This is a genomic window from Pseudomonas sp. HD6515 (assembly GCF_024971855.1).
In the GTDB taxonomy this organism is placed as follows: domain Bacteria; phylum Pseudomonadota; class Gammaproteobacteria; order Pseudomonadales; family Pseudomonadaceae; genus Aquipseudomonas; species Aquipseudomonas alloputida.
This window is the reverse complement of the sequence record NZ_CP079827.1, coordinates 5905006-5923785: the sequence shown is the minus strand read 5'-3', so window position 1 is coordinate 5923785 and position 18780 is coordinate 5905006. Positions and strand designations below refer to the sequence as shown.

Sequence of the window (18780 nt, the reverse complement as noted above, 5' to 3'; positions counted from 1 at the left end):
CTGTGCGAAATTTGATACTTGTGGGGCCCATGGGCGCTGGTAAAAGCACCATCGGACGCCTGTTGGCCAAAGAGCTGCGCCTGCTGTTCAAGGATTCCGACAAGGAAATCGAACTGCGATGCGGCGCAAACATCCCGTGGATATTCGACAAGGAAGGCGAGCCGGGTTTCCGTGATCGCGAGCAAGCGATGATTGCCGAGTTGTGCGCGCTCGACGGTGTGGTGCTGGCCACCGGTGGTGGCGCGGTGATGCGCGAAGCCAACCGGCAGGCGCTGCATCAGGGTGGCCGGGTGATCTACCTGCATGCTTCGGTCGAGCAGCAAGTCGGTCGCACCGCGCGCGACCGCAATCGCCCGCTGCTGCGCACAGCCAATCCGGAGGCGACCTTGCGCACCTTGCTGGAAACCCGCGACCCGCTCTACCGCGAGATCGCCGACGTGGTGGTTGAAACCGACGAGCGGCCACCACGCATGGTGGTGATCGATATTCTCGAGCGCTTGCAGCAGTTGCCGCCCCGTTAACCCGGGACTATTCTCGGCCTCCAGCGCCGAGGCGAGGCTCAACGTTACCGCGCAGGTCGCCGGATGGCGCCGCGCCCAAGTACATTGTGGGGATACATGCAGACACTAAAGGTCGACCTGGGCGAGCGTAGCTACCCGATCTACATTGGCGAAGGCCTGCTGGACCGGCCTGAGCTGCTGGCGCCGCACATTGCGGGTCGGCAGGTAGCCATCGTTTCCAACGAGACCGTCGCGCCGCTGTATCTCGAACGCCTGAGCAAGGCCCTCGGAGCCTACTCGGTACTGCCAGTGGTGTTGCCCGATGGGGAAGCCCACAAGAACTGGGAAACATTGCAGTTGATCTTCGATGGCCTGCTGACAGCTCGGCATGATCGTCGTACTACTGTGGTCGCGCTTGGTGGTGGCGTGATTGGTGACATGGCTGGTTTCGCAGCCGCCTGCTACCAGCGCGGCGTCGACTTCATCCAGGTGCCGACTACCCTGTTGTCCCAGGTCGACTCTTCCGTGGGTGGCAAGACCGGCATCAATCATCCGCTGGGCAAGAACATGGTCGGTGCGTTCTATCAGCCCAATGCGGTGCTGATCGATACCACCAGCCTCAAGACCCTGCCAGCGCGCGAGCTGTCCGCAGGTCTGGCCGAAGTGATCAAGTACGGCCTGATTTGCGACAAGCCGTTCCTCGCCTGGCTCGAAGACAATATGCAGGCACTGCGTGCCCTCGATTCGGCAGCCCTGACCGAGGCCATCCGCCGCTCTTGCGCGGCCAAGGCCGCAGTGGTGGGTGCTGACGAGCGCGAGTCGGGCGTACGGGCCACGCTGAACCTGGGGCATACCTTCGGGCATGCTATCGAAACCCACATGGGCTATGGCGTGTGGCTGCACGGCGAGGCTGTCGCGGCGGGCACAGTGATGGCCCTGGAAATGTCCATGCGCCTTGGCTGGATCGACCAGGCTGAGCGCGATCGTGGAATCCGCCTGTTGCAGGACGCAGGTTTGCCGGTGGTGCCACCACAGGAAATGACCCCGGCGCACTTCATGGAGCACATGGCGGTCGACAAGAAGGTGCTCGACGGTCGTTTGCGTTTGGTGCTGCTGCGCCAGATGGGCGAGGCCGTGGTGACCGACGACTATTCGAAAGAGATTCTTCAGGCCACGCTGTCGGCGGATTACCGCGCGATCGTGGCCCAGCTTTGAGGTTGTGACAGCGCAATGACAAGTTTGCATGCCGATGAGGCCTTTCTCGACCATTACCAGTTGAGCCATGATCCGTTCGCGCCCCGCGTACCTGGCTTCAAGTTCTTCCCGGCCCAGCGCAAACCGGTGCTTGGCCAACTGCACCACCTGGCGCGCTATAGCCAGTTGATGCTGGTGGTCAGCGGCCCGTTGGGCAGCGGCAAGTCGCTACTTCGCCAGGCCCTGGTGGCCAGCACCAACAAGCAGACTGTGCAAAGTGTGGTGGTGTCGGCCCGCAGCGCCAGCGACGCCTCCAGTATGCTCGCGCAGGTCGCGCAGGAGCTGGGTGTGGCCCAGCCCGAGGTGCAGGCGATCCTGTCGAAGGTGGTGCAGCTGGCACTGACCGGGCAGGAAGTGTATTTGCTGGTGGACGATGCGGAACAACTCGACGAGTCGGCACTCCAAGCGTTGCTGGAGTTGGCGGCGGGGGTTCCTGAAGGGCGTCCGCACGTGTTTCTGTTCGGTGAGCCATCGCTGATTGCCGGGCTGGATGAGCTCAATGTCGAGGAAGAACGTTTCCACATCATTGAGCTTGCGCCCTACAGTGAAGAAGAAACCCGCGAGTACCTGGAACAGCGCCTGGAAGGGGCTGGTCGGGGAATCGAGGTGTTCAGCCGTGAACAGATCGCCGATATCCATGAAAACTCCGACGGCTGGCCTGGCAACATCAATCAGGTCGCCCGTGACACTTTGATCGAAGCCATGATCGCCAGCCGCTCGACGGCCAAGCGACCAACCATGGGGTTCAAGATGCCTAAAAAACATGTGCTCGCACTGTCCGCTGTGGTCGTGGTTGCCGTTGCGGCCGCGGTATTGATGCCCAAGAAAGGCGACAAGGCCCCTGCCGAAGCGCCGGCCGCCCAGGCCCAGTTGCCGCTGGGTGACGGCAAGCAGGGTGCTGCCATCGAGTTCTCTGGCTCGTCCCAGCCAATGCCGCTGCCACTGGTTGGCCAGTCGCAGCCGGTGATGCGCGAGCCGCTGGCCCAAGCCGCAGGCATGGGCGAGGGTGAAGAGGGAGGCCCGGCTGTCGACACCGCGCTGCAGCCTGGCAACCCGCCACCCACCGTGACCACCATCGCTCCGCCACAAGGTGTGCCAGCTGGCCCGGCGCCTGCGCCGGCCCAGCCAGTTCAGTCGGTTGCGCCTGCGCCCAAGCCTGTTGCAACCCAGCCCGCGAAACCGGTTGCGCCGGCCAAGCCAGCACCAGCGCCGACCCAGGTCGCCGTGGCCAAGCCGGCCGCCAAAGCTGCCGAAAAACCAGCTGAAAAACCAGCCCCCGCTAGCGCTGGCAACAGCGGCTGGTATGCCGGACAGAAGCCGGGCAATTACGTGGTGCAGATCCTCGGTACCAGCTCCGAGGCGTCGGCCCAGGCTTACGTCAAGGCCCAGGGTGGCGACTATCGCTACTTCAAGAAAAACCTGCAGGGCAAGCCCTTGTACGTCGTGACTTACGGCAGTTTCGCCAACCGCGACGCAGCGGTAGCGGCAATCAAGAACTTGCCAGCGAAGGTCCAGGCTGGTAAACCTTGGCCACGTACCGTCGGCAGCGTCCAACAAGAGCTGGCCACGGCCCGCTGATACCTTCCGGGCGGCATCACCCTGCCGCCCAGTAGCTAAGCGAATTCTAGCTTTCGACTAGCCTGCTGCGCCCGAGCGCGGCAGGCTTTTCTGTCCCGGACTGCCGGCCACAAGCCCCTAGTTGCAGTCATGGCTGAAACGCTTCAGACTCGAGCCAAGCCGCTATCACGGCGCATGGCGCAAAAACATTCAAAATTGCGACATAAATTTTCGATGATGAGACATGAAAATTTGTGGGCGTCGCTGTCGCTGTGCAACAATGGTTTTCCATGACCACCGCAAAAAAGCTGGCGTTTGATCGGCGTGGATGGTAAGTGGTTGTTAAAAAAGAGATTTACCTCCGTTGAGAGGTGAACCTGGTGAGAATGTGTCTATGAAAACAGGTCTGTACCATCCCGAAGAATTCAAGGACAACTGTGGTTTTGGCCTGATCGCCCATATGACGGGTGTGCCGAGCCACCACCTTCTGCAAACCGCCATGCAGGCGCTGACGTGCATGACCCACCGCGGTGGCATCAATGCCGACGGCAAGACCGGTGACGGTTGCGGTCTGCTCATGCAGAAGCCCGATCAATTCCTGCGTGCCATGGCCCAGGAGCACTTCGCTGTCGAGCTGCCCAAGCAGTACGCCGTCGGCATGGTGTTCTTCAACCAGGACCCGGTCAAAGCCGAAGCTGCCCGCGCCAACATGGACCGCGAGATCGTCGCCGCTGGCCTGAAACTGGTTGGCTGGCGCAAGGTGCCGATCGACACCAGCGTACTCGGCCGCCTGGCCCTCGAGCGCCTGCCGCAGATCGAGCAGGTGTTCATTGGCGGTGAAGGCCTGAGCGACCAGGAATTTGCCATCAAGCTGTTCAGTGCCCGTCGTCGTTCGTCGGTGGCCAACGCCCACGACGCCGACCACTACATCTGCAGCTTCTCGCACAAGACCATCATCTACAAAGGCCTGATGATGCCGCGCGATCTCGCGGCGTTTTATCCAGACCTGGGTGACGAGCGCCTGCAAACCGCGATCTGCGTGTTCCACCAGCGCTTCTCCACCAACACCCTGCCGAAATGGCCGCTGGCGCAGCCGTTCCGCTTCCTCGCCCATAACGGCGAGATCAACACCATCACCGGCAACCGTAACTGGGCCGTTGCTCGTCGCACCAAGTTCGCCAATGACCAGATCCCCGACCTCGAAGAGCTCGGCCCGCTGGTCAATCGCGTCGGCTCCGACTCGTCGAGCATGGACAACATGCTGGAACTGATGGTCACCGGTGGCATCGATCTGTTCCGCGGCGTGCGCATGCTGGTACCGCCAGCGTGGCAGAACGTCGAGACCATGGACGCCGACCTGCGCGCCTTCTACGAATACAACTCCATGCACATGGAGCCGTGGGATGGCCCGGCCGGTATCGTCATGACCGAAGGCCGCCACGCGGTGTGCCTGCTCGACCGAAACGGTCTGCGCCCGGCGCGCTGGGTGACCACCACCAATGGTTACATCACCATTGCCTCGGAAATCGGCGTATGGGGCTATCAGCCTGAGGAAGTGCTGGCCAAGGGCCGTGTCGGCCCGGGCCAGATCCTTGCCGTGGACACCGAAACCGGCCAGATCCTCGACACCGACGCCATCGACAACCGCCTGAAGTCGCGGCACCCGTACAAGCGCTGGTTGCGCCAGCACGCTACGCGTATCCAGGCGACGCTGACCGACGACCAGGGTGTGGCCAGCTACGACGCTGACCAGCTCAAGCAATACATGAAGATGTTCCAGGTCACCTTCGAAGAGCGTGACCAGGTACTGCGCCCGTTGGGTGAGCAGGGCCAGGAAGCCGTTGGCTCGATGGGTGACGACACGCCGATGGCCGTGCTGTCGCAGCGCGTGCGTTCGCCGTACGACTTCTTCCGCCAGCAGTTCGCTCAGGTAACCAACCCGCCGATCGACCCGCTGCGCGAAGCGATCGTGATGTCGCTGGAAATCTGCCTGGGTGCCGAGCGCAACATCTTCCAGGAGTCCCCGGAGCACGCTTCGCGGGTCATCCTCAGCTCGCCGGTCATCTCGCCCGCCAAGTGGCGTTCGCTGATGAACCTGGAGCGCGAAGGCTTCGACCGCCAGCTGATCGACCTCAACTATGAGCAGGGCGTCGGCCTGGAAGCGGCCATCCGCAACATTGCCGACCAGGCCGAAGAAGCTGTGCGTGGGGGCAAGACCCAGCTGGTGCTGAGCGACCGTTATATCGCCCCGGGCAAGCTGCCGGTGCATGCTTCGCTGGCCGTTGGTGCAGTGCACCACCGCCTGACCGAACAGGGCCTGCGCTGCGACAGCAACATCCTGGTGGAAACCGCTACCGCCCGTGATCCGCATCACTTCGCCGTGCTGCTGGGCTTCGGTGCCTCGGCCGTTTACCCGTACCTGGCGTATGAAGTACTGGCTGACCTGATCCGTACCGGTGAAGTGCTGGGCGACCTGGACGAAGTGTTCAAGTACTACCGCAAAGGTATCTCCAAGGGCCTGCTGAAGATCCTGTCGAAGATGGGTATCTCCACCATCGCCTCGTACCGCGGTGCACAGCTGTTCGAAGCCATTGGCCTGGCCGAGGAAGTGGTCGGCCTGAGCTTCAAGGGCGTGTCCAGCCGCATCAAGGGTGCGCGCTTCGAAGACCTGGAGAACGACCAGAAGCTGCTGGCGGCCGAAGCCTGGAGCGCGCGTAAGCCGATCCAGCAAGGTGGCCTGCTGAAGTTCGTCCACGGTGGCGAATACCACGCCTACAACCCGGATGTGGTCAACACCCTGCAAGCGGCTGTACAGCAGGGCGACTACGCCAAGTTCAAGGAATACACCACGCTGGTGGACCAGCGCCCGGTGTCGATGATTCGTGACTTGCTCAAGGTGAAAGTGGCCGACCAGCCGCTGGCGCTGGAGCAGATCGAGCCGCTGGAGGCGATTCTCAAGCGTTTCGACTCGGCGGGTATCTCGCTGGGTGCACTGTCGCCGGAAGCCCACGAAGCGCTGGCCGAGGCCATGAACCGCCTGGGCGCACGCTCCAACTCGGGTGAAGGCGGCGAAGACCCGTCGCGCTATGGCACCATCAAGAGCTCGAAGATCAAGCAGGTGGCCACCGGCCGTTTTGGTGTGACCCCGGAGTATCTGGTCAACGCCGAAGTGCTGCAGATCAAGGTTGCCCAAGGCGCCAAGCCGGGTGAGGGCGGCCAGTTGCCGGGCGGAAAGGTCAACGGCCTGATCGCCAAGCTGCGTTATGCGGTACCGGGCGTGACCCTGATCTCGCCACCGCCCCACCATGACATCTACTCGATCGAAGATCTGGCGCAGCTGATCTACGACCTCAAGCAGGTCAACCCGCAGGCGCTGGTATCGGTCAAGCTGGTAGCCGAAGCGGGCGTGGGCACCATCGCCGCAGGTGTGGCCAAGGCCTATGCCGACCTGATCACCATCTCCGGTTACGACGGTGGTACCGGTGCTTCGCCGCTGACCTCGATCAAATACGCCGGCGCCCCTTGGGAGCTGGGCCTTGCGGAAACCCACCAGACCCTGCGTGGCAACGACCTGCGTGGCAAGGTGCGGGTGCAGACCGACGGCGGCCTGAAAACCGGCCTGGACGTGATCAAGGCGGCCATCCTCGGTGCCGAAAGCTTCGGCTTTGGTACCGCGCCAATGATTGCCCTGGGCTGCAAGTACCTGCGCATCTGCCACCTGAACAACTGCGCCACCGGCGTGGCCACCCAGAACGACAAGCTGCGCAAGGACCACTACATCGGCACCGTCGACATGGTGATCAACTTCTTCACCTTTGTCGCCGAAGAAACCCGCGAGTGGTTGGCCAAGCTGGGTGTGCGCAGCCTTGGCGAGTTGATCGGCCGTACCGACCTGCTCGAAGTGCTGCCAGGTGACACCGAACGCCAGCAGTACCTGGACCTGTCGCCGCTGCTGGGCAGCTCGCACATTCCGGCGGACAAACCGCAGTTCTGCGAAGTCGACAAGAACCCGCCGTTCGACCTGGGCGAGTTGGCCGAGAAGATGGTTGATATGGCCATGCCGGCCATCCGCGACCAGGCGGGTGGCGAGTTCAGCCTCGACATCTGCAACTGCGACCGCTCCATTGGTGCGCGTGTGTCGGGCGAAATCGCCCGCCTGCACGGCAACCAGGGCATGGCCGCGGCGCCGATCACCTTCCGCTTCAAGGGGACTGCGGGCCAGAGCTTTGGCGTGTGGAACGCTGGTGGCCTTAACCTGCACCTGGAAGGCGACGCCAACGATTACGTCGGCAAAGGCATGACCGGTGGCAAGGTCACCATCGTGCCGCCAGCCGGCAGCCCGTTCGAAACCCAGCACAGCGCCATCGTCGGCAACACCTGCCTGTACGGTGCCACTGGCGGCAAGCTGTTTGCCGCAGGTACTGCGGGCGAGCGCTTCGCTGTGCGTAACTCCGGCGCCCATGCTGTTGTCGAGGGCACTGGCGATCACTGCTGTGAATACATGACCGGCGGCTTTGTCTGCGTTCTGGGCAAGACCGGTTACAACTTCGGTTCTGGCATGACTGGCGGCTTTGCCTACGTGCTCGACATGGACAATAGCTTCGTCGACAAGCTCAACCACGAGCTGGTGGAAATCCAGCGTATCAGTGGTGAAGCGATGGAGGCCTACCGTAGCCACCTGGCGCGTGTCCTTGCCGAGTATGTGGATGAGACCGGCAGCGAGTGGGGGCGTGAGCTCTCGGAGAACCTGGACGACTACGTGCGGCGCTTCTGGCTGGTCAAGCCGAAGGCAGCCAACCTGAAGCAGCTGCTGTCCAGCACCCGTGCCAACCCGCAGTAAAAACAGCTGCAAGTGGCAAGCCTCAAGCTGCACGTAATGGCAGTGAGAGGTTTGCCCGGCTTAAGTGATCGTCTTGCGGCTTGCAGCGTGTAGCTTGCAGCTGCTGTAAAGAGGTTTTGAAAAATGGCTGAACGTCTGAACAACGACTTCCAGTTCATCGAAGTGGGCCGAAAGGACCCGAAAAAAAAGCTGTTGCGCCAGCGCAAGAAGGAGTTCGTGGAAATCTACGAACCGTTCAAGCCGCAGCAGTCCTTGGAGCAGGCGCACCGCTGCCTGGGCTGCGGTAACCCGTATTGCGAGTGGAAGTGCCCGGTACACAACTTCATCCCCAACTGGTTGAAGCTGGTCTCCGAAGGCAACATCCTGGCCGCGGCGGAACTGTCGCACCAGACCAACACCCTGCCGGAAGTATGCGGCCGTGTTTGCCCGCAAGACCGCCTGTGCGAGGGTGCCTGCACCCTGAACGACGGTTTCGGCGCGGTGACCATCGGCTCGGTGGAGAAGTACATCACCGATACCGCCTTCGCCATGGGCTGGCGCCCGGACATGTCCAAGGTCAAGCCCACCGGCAAGCGCGTCGCCATCATCGGCGCAGGCCCGGCTGGCCTGGGCTGCGCCGATGTGCTGGTGCGCGCCGGGGTAACCCCGGTGGTGTTCGACAAAAACCCTGAGATCGGTGGCCTGCTGACTTTCGGTATCCCCGAGTTCAAGCTGGAAAAGACCGTGCTCAGCAACCGCCGTGAAGTGTTCACCGGCATGGGCATCGAGTTCCGCCTGAACACCGAGGTGGGCAAGGACGTGACCATGGAACAGCTGCTCGCCGAGTACGACGCGGTGTTCATGGGCATGGGTACCTACACCTACATGAAGGGCGGCTTCCCGGGTGAAGACCTGCCGGGCGTGCATGACGCACTGGACTTCCTGATCGCCAACGTCAACCGCAACCTGGGCTTCGAGAAGTCGCCGGAAGACTTCGTCGACATGCAGGGCAAGAAAGTGGTGGTGCTGGGTGGTGGTGACACCGCGATGGACTGCAACCGTACCTCGATCCGTCAGGGTGCCAAGGCGGTGACCTGTGCTTATCGTCGTGACGAAGCCAACATGCCGGGTTCGCGCAAAGAGGTGAAGAACGCCAAGGAAGAGGGTGTGAAGTTCCTCTACAACCGCCAGCCCATCGCCATTGTGGGTGAGGACAAGGTCGAAGGCGTCAAAGTGGTCGAGACTCGCCTGGGCGAGCCTGATGCCCGTGGGCGCCGCAGTCCTGAGCCAATCCCGGGCTCCGAAGAGATCCTGCCGGCAGACGCCGTGGTAATCGCCTTCGGCTTCCGCCCGAGCCCGGCGCCGTGGTTTGAGCAGCATGGCATTCAGCTGGACAGCCAGGGCCGTGTGGTTGCCCCGGAGAAGGGCAAGTTCAAGCACCAGACCAGCAACCCGAAAGTGTTTGCCGGTGGCGACATGGTGCGCGGTTCGGACCTGGTGGTGACTGCAATCTTCGAAGGGCGTACGGCCGCCGAGGGTATCCTGGACTACCTCGAAGTCTGATTTTCGGCCTGTTCGCGGGCATGCCCGCTCCCACAGGGTTAAGCGTAGAACCCGTGGTAGCGGGCATGCCCGCGAAGCTTTTGTATACAAAAACGCTTGATCTGTGGCATCCAATAGACAAAACACATGGTCATGGCCGTGCCTTTTGCGCTGGTGTCTGAGAAAATGCCCGCACTATTTTTCCGGATGCCGACATGACTGCCCTGAAGAACGATCGTTTCCTGCGTGCACTGCTCAAGCAACCCGTAGACGTCACCCCGGTGTGGATGATGCGCCAGGCCGGCCGCTACCTGCCGGAGTACCGCGCCAGCCGCGCCAAGGCCGGTGACTTCATGAGCCTGTGCATGAACCCGCAGTTCGCCTGCGAGGTCACCCTGCAGCCGCTGGACCGCTACCCGCTGGACGCAGCGATCCTGTTCTCGGACATCCTTACCATTCCCGATGCCATGGGCCTGGGCCTGTACTTCGAAACCGGCGAAGGCCCGCGTTTCAAGAAGGTCATCAGCACCCCCGCTGACATCGAAGCGCTGCCAGTCCCGGACCCACAGAAAGACCTCGGCTACGTGATGGACGCGGTCAGCACCATTCGCCGTGAGCTCAATGGCCGTGTGCCGTTGATCGGCTTCTCCGGCAGCCCGTGGACCCTGGCCACCTACATGGTCGAAGGCGGCTCGTCGAAGGACTTCCGCAAGACCAAGGCCATGGCCTACGACAATCCGCAAGCCCTGCACCTGCTGCTGGACAAGCTGGCCCAGTCGGTCACCAGCTACCTTAACGGCCAGATCCTGGCCGGCGCCCAGGCTGTGCAGATCTTCGACACCTGGGGCGGCAACCTGTCGGCGGCGGCCTACCAGGAGTTCTCACTGGCCTACATGCGCAAGATCGTCAGCGGCCTGATCCGCGAGCACGAGGGGCGCAAGGTGCCGGTGATCCTGTTCACCAAGAATGGTGGTTTGTGGCTGGAAAGCATCGCCGACGCAGGTGCCGACGCACTGGGCCTGGACTGGACCTGCGAGATCGGCGACGCCCGCCGCCGCGTGGGTGACAAAGTAGCCTTGCAAGGCAACATGGATCCGACCGTGCTGTACGCCAAGCCCGAGGCCATTCGCAAGGAAGTGGCGCGCATCCTGGCCAGCTATGGCCACGGCACTGGCCATGTGTTCAACCTTGGCCACGGCATTACCCCGGAAGTCGACCCGGAGCATGCCGGCGTATTCATCAATGCCGTTCACGAGCTGTCGGCGCAGTATCACCAGTGAGGTGACACGCGGAAACCATAAGCCCGGTCATGTGCCGGGCTTTTATTTTGCATTAAGTTTTAATTCAGCGATCGTCGTTAATCTGGTCCCATCGAAACCGAAACAGGACCCGATCCTCATGAAAATCCGTTATCTTGCCCTCATCCTCGCCCCCTTGTTCAGCGCTGGCGCATTTGCCGCTGGCTACACCGGCCCTGGCGCCCAGTCGGTAACCACGGTTGCCGCCGCGAACGACGCCGCCGATGACACCCCCGTCGTGCTGCAGGGCTTCGTGACCAAGAAGATCAACAACGACGACAAGTACGAGTTCAAGGACAACACCGGCACCATCACTGTCGAGATCGACGATGAGGACCTGCCGCCGACGCCGTTCAACGACAAGACCAAGGTGAAGCTGACCGGTGAGGTGGAAAAGCACCTGATGAGCCGGGAAGTGGATGTGGATATTGTCGAGATCATCAACTGATCTGATGGACTCTTCGTGGTCACGCCCGCTCCCACAGGTTGTGGGTGCAGGCGTGCCCGCGAATGCCTCACACCGTTTTGGGTGGTAACTTGCTCAGGTGCAATGCCACCAGCAATGCCACCGCCAGCAAGCTGCCAATGAACAGCCCGATCCCGTTCCAGCCCCACTGGTGCCAGAACACCCCGCCCGCCGTACCGGCCACGCTGGAGCCAGCGTAGTAGCAGAACAGGTACAGCGACGACGCCTGCCCCTTGGCCTTCAGCGCCCGGCGGCCGATCCAGCTGCTGGCCACCGAGTGCGCACCAAAGAAGCCGAAGGTGAACACCAGCATGCCCACGATCACCATCACCAGCGGACTGGCCAGTGTCATCAGCAAGCCACCCGCCATTACCACGATACTGGCCCAGAACACCTTGCGCCGGCCCAGTTTGTCCGCCAGCGCGCCGACCTGTGCCGAACTGTAGATACCCGACAGGTAAACCACCGACAGCAAGCCGACCAGCGCCTGGTTCATGTGGTAGGGCTCGGCCAGCAGGCGGTAGCCGATGTAGTTGAACAGGGTGACGAAGGCGCCCATCAGCAAGAAGGCTTCAAGAAACAGCCAGGGCAGGCCTGCATCTTTGAAGTGCATGACAAAACCGTCCAGCAGGCTGCGTGGGTTCATCGTCTGTGCGCGGAAATTGCGTGATTCCGGCAGCACCTTCCAGAACACCAGCGCGGCCACCAGGGCCAGGCCGCCAATGGTCAGCATCGCCGTGTGCCAGCTGACGAAGTCGATCAGTACGCCAGTGATGAGCCGCCCGCTCATGCCGCCAATCGCGTTGCCGCCGATGTACAGGCCCATGGCCAGGCCAATGTGTTGCGGGTGAATCTCTTCGCTCAGGTAGGTCATCGCCACTGCCGCCAGGCCGCTCAGCGACAGGCCGACCAAGGCGCGGGTGGCCAGTACCAGCTCCCAGCTGGGCATCACTGCGCTGGCCAAGGTGGACAGGGCGGCGCAGACCAGCGCGAACACCATCACGGGTTTGCGCCCTATGCGGTCAGAAATGGGGCCGGTGATCAGCAGGCCGAACGCCAGCATGGCGGTGGACACCGACAGTACCAGGCTGCTCTGCGCCGCGTTGATGGAAAACTCGTTGGATAGCAGAGGCATCATTGGCTGTACGCAGTACAGCAAGGCGAAGGTGGCGAAACCGCCGCTGAACAAGGCCAGCACGGTTTTCATGAAAGCGGGTGTGCCTTTTTCGATCCACATTTCGGTCAGGATGGCAGGTTGTGGCTCAAGGAGGAGGGGGGCTACTGCAGTTTTCACGGGCGGGTACCTCTGGCGCAATGAAAAAAAGCATATAGCTGGCTAACGATTAGATCCAATATATTGTTCGACCTATTTGAGATGTTTGGCGACTTGTTTGGAGCGGATCATGGAATTGCGTCATCTGCGTTACTTCATTGCTGTGGCCGAAGAGCTGCACTTTGGCCGCGCCGCCCAGCAGCTGGGTATTTCCCAGCCGCCCTTGAGTCAGCAGATCCAGGCTCTGGAGCAGGAGTTGGGGGCCCGGTTGTTCGACCGTACCAATCGTCGTGTCGAACTGAGCGAGGCCGGGCGATTGTTCCTCGAGGAAGCGCGCCAGGTATTGGCGCAGGTGGAGAAGGCCGCGGATGTAGCTCGGCGTGCGCAGTTGGGCGAGCTGGGCGAGATGAAAATCGGTTTCACTTCCTCGGCCCCGTTCACCTCGAAAATCCCCAAGGCCATTCATGCCTTCCGTCAGCGCTTTCCGGCGGTGCACCTGAACCTCAAGGAAATGAGCAGCCGTGATGTTGCCGAAGGGGTATTCGACGAGTCCATCGAGGTGGGGTTGATGCGGCCGATGCCGCTGCCGGAGGGGTTGGTGGCCACCGAGTTGTTCCGAGAACCGTTGGTGGCGGTGATCAATGCTTCGCATCCGCTGGCTGAGGGCACTGAGCAAGGCGTCTACATGGCGGCGTTGGCCCCTGAGCCCTTCGTGTTCTTCCCGCGCAGTTATGGCAGCGGCTTGCATGCACAATTGCTGAGCCTGGCGCGGCATGCGGGTTTCAGCCCCCATTTTGCGCAAGAGGCAGGGGAAGCGATGACCATCATCGGCCTGGTCTCGGCGGGGCTGGGGGTGTCGGTGCTGCCGGCGTCGTTCCAGCGCATGCGTATAGAAGGGGTGGTGTACCGCACCTTGCTCGATGAAGAGGCGATGTCGGCGGTGTGGCTGGTGCAGCGTGAGCGCGGCCATTCGGTCATGGCCAAGGCATTTGCCGAGTTGTTGACAGGGCAGGTGGTCGGTCAGGCGTGATGCCGGTCAATTGGCACTGGTCATTGCCCCACTGCCGCCACATACTCGGGCATTCGTTGATACACGGAGGTCAATCATGCGGCGCGTGGTGTTCAATCAGAAAGGTGGCGTGGGCAAGTCGAGCATTGCCTGCAACCTGGCGGCGGTCAGTGCCAATGAAGGCTACCGGACCTTGTTGATCGACCTGGATGCCCAGGCGAACTCGACCCAATACCTCACCGGCCTGACCGGCGAGGACATCCCCATGGGCATCGCCGACTTCTTCAAGCAAAGCCTTTCCAGCGGGCCGTTCAGCAAGAAGAACAAGGTCGATATCTACGAAACCCCATTCGACAACCTGCATGTGGTCACCGCCACTGCCGAGCTGGCCGACCTGCAGCCAAAGCTGGAGGCAAAACACAAGATCAACAAGCTGCGCAAGTTGCTCGACGAGCTGGACGAGGATTACGAGCGTATTTACATCGATACCCCGCCGGCGCTTAATTTCTATGCGGTTTCTGCGCTGATCGCTGCCGATCGCGTGCTGATCCCCTTCGACTGCGACAGCTTTTCGCGCCAGGCCCTGTATGGCCTGCTGGCCGAGATCGAAGACCTCAAGGAAGACCACAACGAAGACCTGGTGGTCGAAGGCATCGTGGTCAACCAGTTCCAGTCACGTGCCAGCCTGCCACAGCAGATGCTCGACGAACTGCTGGCCGAAGGGTTACCGGTGCTGCCGGTGTACTTGGGCAGCTCAGTGAAAATGCGCGAATCGCACCACGCCAGCCTGCCGCTGATTCACCTGGAGCCGCGGCACAAGCTGACTCTGCAGTTTGTCGAGTTGCATTCGCTGCTTGAGGAGAATGCTTAAACCCCGTGGTTACGCAGCCACTCCAGCAGGGACTGGAGTGGAAACGCCCCGGCCTGCCGGCTGACTTCGCGGCCGTTCTTGAACAGCAGCAGGCTGGGGATCGAGCGTATGCCCAGTTGCCCTGCGAGGTTACGGTTGGCTTCGCTGTCGAGCTTGGCCAGGCGGCAGCGGCCTGCAAGCTTCCGGGCGGCCTCTTCGAAGGTGGGGGCAAATGACTTGCACGGGCCGCACCAGTCGGCCCAGATGTCGACCAGCAGCGGCAGGTCGCCTTTGATCTGGCTGGCATAGCTGGCTTCGGTGAGCTCGAAAGGGGTGCTCAACAGCACGTCCTGTTTGCAGCGACCGCATTTCGGCGCATCGCCCAGGCGCTCGGCGGGCAGGCGGTTGAGGCCGTTGCAGTGGGGGCAGGGGATTACCAGTGGGTCGGTCATTTCATCTCCAGTAGGTCTATCGCGGTTCCCTGTAGGAGATCACCCAGCCCTTCCGGGCTGCGCTGTCGCGCAGCAAACATGAGGTGTACGGCTTCAGTTCCGCAGCGACGCTGACATTTTGAAAAAGAAAAGGCGGTTGGCCCGGTAGGGCCAGCCGCCTTTTGCTTTGTTAGGGTTCGTGTGCGCGGGACAGAGATCGTAGCCAGCACTGGTGTGTGTCCGCACACCCGCGTAGGAGAGTGATCCGCACGGTATCGGCGTGAAGTCCCTGTAGGCATCAGCTGATTCAGCTGTGACCACGTATGAGAGAGTGAACCCTTTCGCCACCGTGTGCCCCGCGCGCCCTTTATCCTGCGAGGATTCATCATGGCGCGCAAGCCTTCCAAGCAACGCTTTACCGTCGTCCATCCCGATTGCGCGGCGATCGATGTCGGTGGTCGAGAACATTTCGTGGCGGTCGATCCCCGGCACGAAAATCCCGTCCAGTCGTTCACGTCCTTTACTGACGACCTACTCAAGATGGCTAACTGGCTTGAAAGCCTGGGGATCAAGGTCGTTGCCATGGAATCCACGGGGGTTTATTGGATTCCAATTTACGAGATTCTCAGCGAGCGCGGTTTTGAGGTTTATCTCGTCAATGCCAGAGCAACTCGGCAAATCACGGGCCGTAAATCAGATGTGTTGGATTGCCAGTGGATTTGGCAGCTGATGACTCATGGACTGCTCAGAGGCGCATTCCGCCCCGATGATCTGACCTGCTGCGTCCGGTCATTGGTCAGGCAGCGTGCTTCCAAAGTGAAAGACCAGGCGCAGACGCTGAACCGTATGCAAAAGGCCATGAGCCAAATGAACATCCAGCTGGCCAATGTCATCAGTGATATTTCCGGTGTAACTGGCATGAAGATTTTGCGAGCCATCTGCGCAGGTGAACGGGACCCAGTGCAACTGGCTGAACTGACCGACCGCCGCATCAAGGCAGGCAAGGAGGCTGTCGCTCGGAGTCTTCATGGCAATTGGCGGCGCGAGCATTTGCATGCGCTAACTCAGGAATTGGCTGCCTATGACTTCCTGGAGCAGCAAATTGCTGATTGTGACGACGCCATAAAAGCCGCGTTAGAGCAGTTGCCGGTGCTGCAAAACAAGCCAGAGCCATCCAATAAGCCTTTACGGAGCCCACACCGAAACGGTGTCCAACAGACTGAATTGCATCAGACATTGTGGAAAGTTCTTGGCGTGGACCTAACCGCAATTCCAACCATTGGGGTGGACACTGCATTAGTGCTGGCAGGGGAGATCGGTACAGATCTATCACGCTTCCCGTCCTCACAGCACTTCTGCTCTTGGTTGGGACTGGCTCCCCCTACCCGAATTTCCGGCGGTCATCGACTGGCAGGTGGCGGGCCCAAAATAGTCAATCGAGCAGCTCAAGCACTCAAGCAGGCCGCATCCAATGCCCGTAACGACAAGGGTTTCATTGGTGCATCACACCGAGCCAGACTGACTCGAATGGATACCAGCTGCGCCATCAAGGCCACTGCGCATCAGTTGGCACGTCTGGTGTACAACCTGTTAACCAAGAAGCAGGCTTATGTTGAACAAGGTCTTGAGGAGTTTGAAACCAGAAGCCAAGACCGGCAGGTCCGGGCTTTGCTTCGCAAAGCCCGGAAACTGGGGTATCAACTGGTGGCCGCTTGAGTGTTTAGAAAACAATGGGTTGCATTTTGTTTGATGAGAGTGCTGGCAGGGGAGATCGGTACAGATCTATCACGCTTCCCGTCCTCACAGCACTTCTGCTCTTGGTTGGGACTGGCTCCCCCTACCCGAATTTCCGGCGGTCATCGACTGGCAGGTGGCGGGCCCAAAATAGTCAATCGAGCAGCTCAAGCACTCAAGCAGGCCGCATCCAATGCCCGTAACGACAAGGGTTTCATTGGTGCATCACACCGAGCCAGACTGACTCGAATGGATACCAGCTGCGCCATCAAGGCCACTGCGCATCAGTTGGCACGTCTGGTGTACAACCTGTTAACCAAGAAGCAGGCTTATGTTGAACAAGGTCTTGAGGAGTTTGAAACCAGAAGCCAAGACCGGCAGGTCCGGGCTTTGCTTCGCAAAGCCCGGAAACTGGGGTATCAACTGGTGGCCGCTTGAGTGTTTAGAAAACAATGGGTTGCATTTTGTTTGATGAGAGCGGGTTCACCCGCGAAGAATGCGACGCGGTGCATGGCACCGGCTTCGCCGGTAAAACCGCTCAGGATTCGGCGCTAATCAGGAAGAGCAGCTGATTTCCAGGTGCTTGCCCCACTCCGGCGGTCGCTCGGCGTAGGCCTGCATCCCGGGCTGTTCCTCGAACGGCCTGGTCAGGACTTGGTGCAGCCGTCGAACTTCACTGTAATCCCCCGCCTCGGCCGCTTCGATGGCTTTCTGCGCCAGGTAGTTGCGCAGCACGTACAGCGGGTTTACCGCATGCATCCGCTCACGGCGGCCTTCGGCATTGCCGGGTTCACGCCCACAGCGGGCCAGGTAGTCTGCGCCCCAGGCATCGAAGCCGGCCAGGTCGATAAAGTCATCGCGCACTGCCTTCAGCGCCTCGGCCACCGGCTGCTCACCCAGTTTGCGGAAGAACAGGCTGTAGTCCACGCCACCGCGTTGCATGCACTGCAGCAGGCGCTCGACCAGCGCCATGTCATCATCTTCGGCAGTGGTCAGCCCCAGGCGCCGGCGCATCAGGTCCAGGTAATGGGCCTGGTACAGCGGCAGGAACAGGCCCAACGCTTCCTTCAGCGGCTCAACTTCGATCACGGTGGTCAGTGCCTGGGCCAGCGCGCTGAGGTTCCAGTGGGCGATGGGCACCTGGTTGGCGTAGCTGTAGCGGCCACGGTCGTCGGAGTGGTTGCAGATGAAGTTGGCGTCGAAGTCATCCAGGAACGCGTAGGGGCCAAAATCGAAGGTGATGCCGAGGATCGACATGTTGTCGGTGTTCATCACGCCGTGGCAGAAGCCATACGCCTGCCAGCGGGCGATCAGTTCGGCATTGCGCTCGACGATGGTGCGGAACATGGCCAGGTAAGGCTGCTCGGCGTCACGGCATTCGGGATAGTGCTGTTCCAGCACATGGTCGATCAACACGCGCTGCTGCTCGGGCTGCTTGGTGTAGTAGAAGTACTCGAAATGACCGAAACGCACATGGCTCTGCGCCAGGCGCGTCAGCATGGCCGCGCTTTCACGGGTTTCGCGCCACACCGGGGTGCTGGAACCGATCACGCACAGTGCCCGGCTGGTAGCGATGCCCAGAGCGTGCAGGGCTTCGGAGGCGAGGAACTCGCGAATCGACGAGCGCAGCACGGCGCGGCCGTCACCCATGCGGGAGTAGGGTGTCTGGCCGGCGCCCTTGAGGTGCAGGTCCCAGTGTTCGCCTGCGTCGTTGAGCACTTCGGCCAGCAGCAAGCCACGGCCGTCGCCCAGACGTGGGTTGTACGAGCCGAACTGGTGGCCGGAATAAACCATCGCCCGAGGGTCGGCCTCTTCCCACAGTTTGTGGCCGCTGAACAGTTCGGCGAACACCGGCAGCTCGGCCTGGGCGGGGTCGAGGTCGAGCAAGGCCATGGCCGACTCGCTCGCTACCACCAGGCGCGGGTCTGCAATGGGCTCGGGCAGCACCTGGGTGGAGAACGCATCGCCCAGGCGGGCGAAGCGGTTGTCGAAGGTGAGTTGGTCGAGGGCTTTCACGGGACTGCTCCTTGGAATCGGTGCCAATGGG

13 protein-coding genes and 1 pseudogene are annotated in these 18780 nt (G+C 61.3%); 11 read left to right on the top strand and 3 right to left on the bottom strand.

The genetic code is table 11. The features are described from left to right. Positions 1 to 2 precede the first annotated feature (2 nt). From aroK to KW568_RS27135, 7 genes are all read left to right on the top strand, one after another. Positions 3 to 521, top strand: a complete 519-nt coding sequence (gene aroK, locus KW568_RS27165) for a shikimate kinase AroK (RefSeq protein WP_003249147.1) — start codon at positions 3 to 5, stop codon at positions 519 to 521. Positions 522 to 617: 96 nt separating this feature from the next. After that, a complete protein-coding gene (gene aroB / locus KW568_RS27160; RefSeq protein ID WP_004575493.1) occupies positions 618 to 1715 on the top strand; it encodes a 3-dehydroquinate synthase in 1098 nt (365 codons plus the stop codon). Positions 1716 to 1730: 15 nt separating this feature from the next. Next, complete coding sequence (locus KW568_RS27155) at positions 1731 to 3332, top strand: SPOR domain-containing protein (protein ID WP_003249151.1); 1602 nt, start codon at positions 1731 to 1733, stop codon at positions 3330 to 3332. 373 nt (positions 3333 to 3705) lie between these two features. Continuing rightward, a complete protein-coding gene (gltB, locus tag KW568_RS27150; RefSeq protein ID WP_004575494.1) occupies positions 3706 to 8151 on the top strand; it encodes a glutamate synthase large subunit in 4446 nt (1481 codons plus the stop codon). Positions 8152 to 8274: 123 nt separating this feature from the next. Then, the gene (locus KW568_RS27145; RefSeq protein ID WP_004575495.1) at positions 8275 to 9693 is read left to right on the top strand and encodes an FAD-dependent oxidoreductase; all 1419 of its coding nucleotides are present in this window, start codon (positions 8275 to 8277) and stop codon (positions 9691 to 9693) included. Between the two features lie 194 nt (positions 9694 to 9887). Beyond that, complete coding sequence (gene hemE / locus KW568_RS27140) at positions 9888 to 10952, top strand: uroporphyrinogen decarboxylase (RefSeq protein WP_003249158.1); 1065 nt, start codon at positions 9888 to 9890, stop codon at positions 10950 to 10952. Positions 10953 to 11070: 118 nt separating this feature from the next. After that, positions 11071 to 11418 (top strand): YgiW/YdeI family stress tolerance OB fold protein, encoded by a 348-nt coding sequence (locus tag KW568_RS27135; RefSeq protein ID WP_003249161.1) that lies wholly within the window; start codon positions 11071 to 11073, stop codon positions 11416 to 11418. Positions 11419 to 11485: 67 nt separating this feature from the next. On the opposite strand, the gene KW568_RS27130 is transcribed toward KW568_RS27135, so the two are convergent. After that, on the bottom strand, positions 11486 to 12673 hold the full coding sequence (locus KW568_RS27130) for an MFS transporter (RefSeq protein ID WP_227743112.1): 1188 nt from the start codon (positions 12671 to 12673) through the stop codon (positions 11486 to 11488). Between the two features lie 166 nt (positions 12674 to 12839). On the opposite strand from KW568_RS27130, the gene KW568_RS27125 reads away from it, so the two are divergent. Beyond that, the gene (locus KW568_RS27125; protein WP_003249165.1) at positions 12840 to 13739 is read left to right on the top strand and encodes a LysR family transcriptional regulator; all 900 of its coding nucleotides are present in this window, start codon (positions 12840 to 12842) and stop codon (positions 13737 to 13739) included. Positions 13740 to 13815: 76 nt separating this feature from the next. After that, positions 13816 to 14589, top strand: a complete 774-nt coding sequence (locus KW568_RS27120; RefSeq protein ID WP_003249168.1) for a ParA family protein — start codon at positions 13816 to 13818, stop codon at positions 14587 to 14589. Here the strand turns inward: KW568_RS27120 and trxC are convergent. Beyond that, complete coding sequence (trxC, locus tag KW568_RS27115; RefSeq protein WP_003249170.1) at positions 14586 to 15020, bottom strand: thioredoxin TrxC; 435 nt, start codon at positions 15018 to 15020, stop codon at positions 14586 to 14588. The two genes, KW568_RS27120 and trxC, sit on opposite strands and share 4 nt — an antisense overlap. Before the next feature lie 366 nt (positions 15021 to 15386). Here trxC and KW568_RS27110 point away from each other — a divergent pair, with 366 nt between their 5' ends. Together KW568_RS27110 and KW568_RS27105 are read left to right on the top strand one after the other, a co-directional pair. Continuing rightward, the gene (locus tag KW568_RS27110) at positions 15387 to 16715 is read left to right on the top strand and encodes an IS110-like element ISPpu9 family transposase (protein ID WP_004577239.1); all 1329 of its coding nucleotides are present in this window, start codon (positions 15387 to 15389) and stop codon (positions 16713 to 16715) included. Between the two features lie 39 nt (positions 16716 to 16754). Further along, positions 16755 to 17171 (top strand): annotated as a pseudogene (locus tag KW568_RS27105) (transposase); the annotation flags it as partial. 117 nt (positions 17172 to 17288) lie between these two features. Here KW568_RS27105 and selO read toward each other — a convergent pair. Next, the gene (gene selO, locus KW568_RS27100) at positions 17289 to 18749 is read right to left on the bottom strand and encodes a protein adenylyltransferase SelO (RefSeq protein ID WP_004576735.1); all 1461 of its coding nucleotides are present in this window, start codon (positions 18747 to 18749) and stop codon (positions 17289 to 17291) included. Between the last annotated feature and the right edge of the window lie 31 nt (positions 18750 to 18780).

Bases quoted from the DNA above. Each gene is read 5' to 3' on its own strand.
- aroB (WP_004575493.1), top strand. From the start codon at position 618: ATGCAGACACTAAAGGTCGACCTGGGCGAGCGTAGCTACCCGATCTAC.
- KW568_RS27155 (WP_003249151.1), top strand. From the start codon at position 1,731: ATGACAAGTTTGCATGCCGATGAGGCCTTTCTCGACCATTACCAGTTG.
- gltB (WP_004575494.1), top strand. From the start codon at position 3,706: ATGAAAACAGGTCTGTACCATCCCGAAGAATTCAAGGACAACTGTGGT.
- KW568_RS27145 (WP_004575495.1), top strand. From the start codon at position 8,275: ATGGCTGAACGTCTGAACAACGACTTCCAGTTCATCGAAGTGGGCCGA.
- hemE (WP_003249158.1), top strand. From the start codon at position 9,888: ATGACTGCCCTGAAGAACGATCGTTTCCTGCGTGCACTGCTCAAGCAA.
- KW568_RS27135 (WP_003249161.1), top strand. From the start codon at position 11,071: ATGAAAATCCGTTATCTTGCCCTCATCCTCGCCCCCTTGTTCAGCGCT.
- KW568_RS27130 (WP_227743112.1), bottom strand. From the start codon at position 12,673: ATGTGGATCGAAAAAGGCACACCCGCTTTCATGAAAACCGTGCTGGCC.
- KW568_RS27125 (WP_003249165.1), top strand. From the start codon at position 12,840: ATGGAATTGCGTCATCTGCGTTACTTCATTGCTGTGGCCGAAGAGCTG.
- KW568_RS27120 (WP_003249168.1), top strand. From the start codon at position 13,816: ATGCGGCGCGTGGTGTTCAATCAGAAAGGTGGCGTGGGCAAGTCGAGC.
- trxC (WP_003249170.1), bottom strand. From the start codon at position 15,020: ATGACCGACCCACTGGTAATCCCCTGCCCCCACTGCAACGGCCTCAAC.
- KW568_RS27110 (WP_004577239.1), top strand. From the start codon at position 15,387: ATGGCGCGCAAGCCTTCCAAGCAACGCTTTACCGTCGTCCATCCCGAT.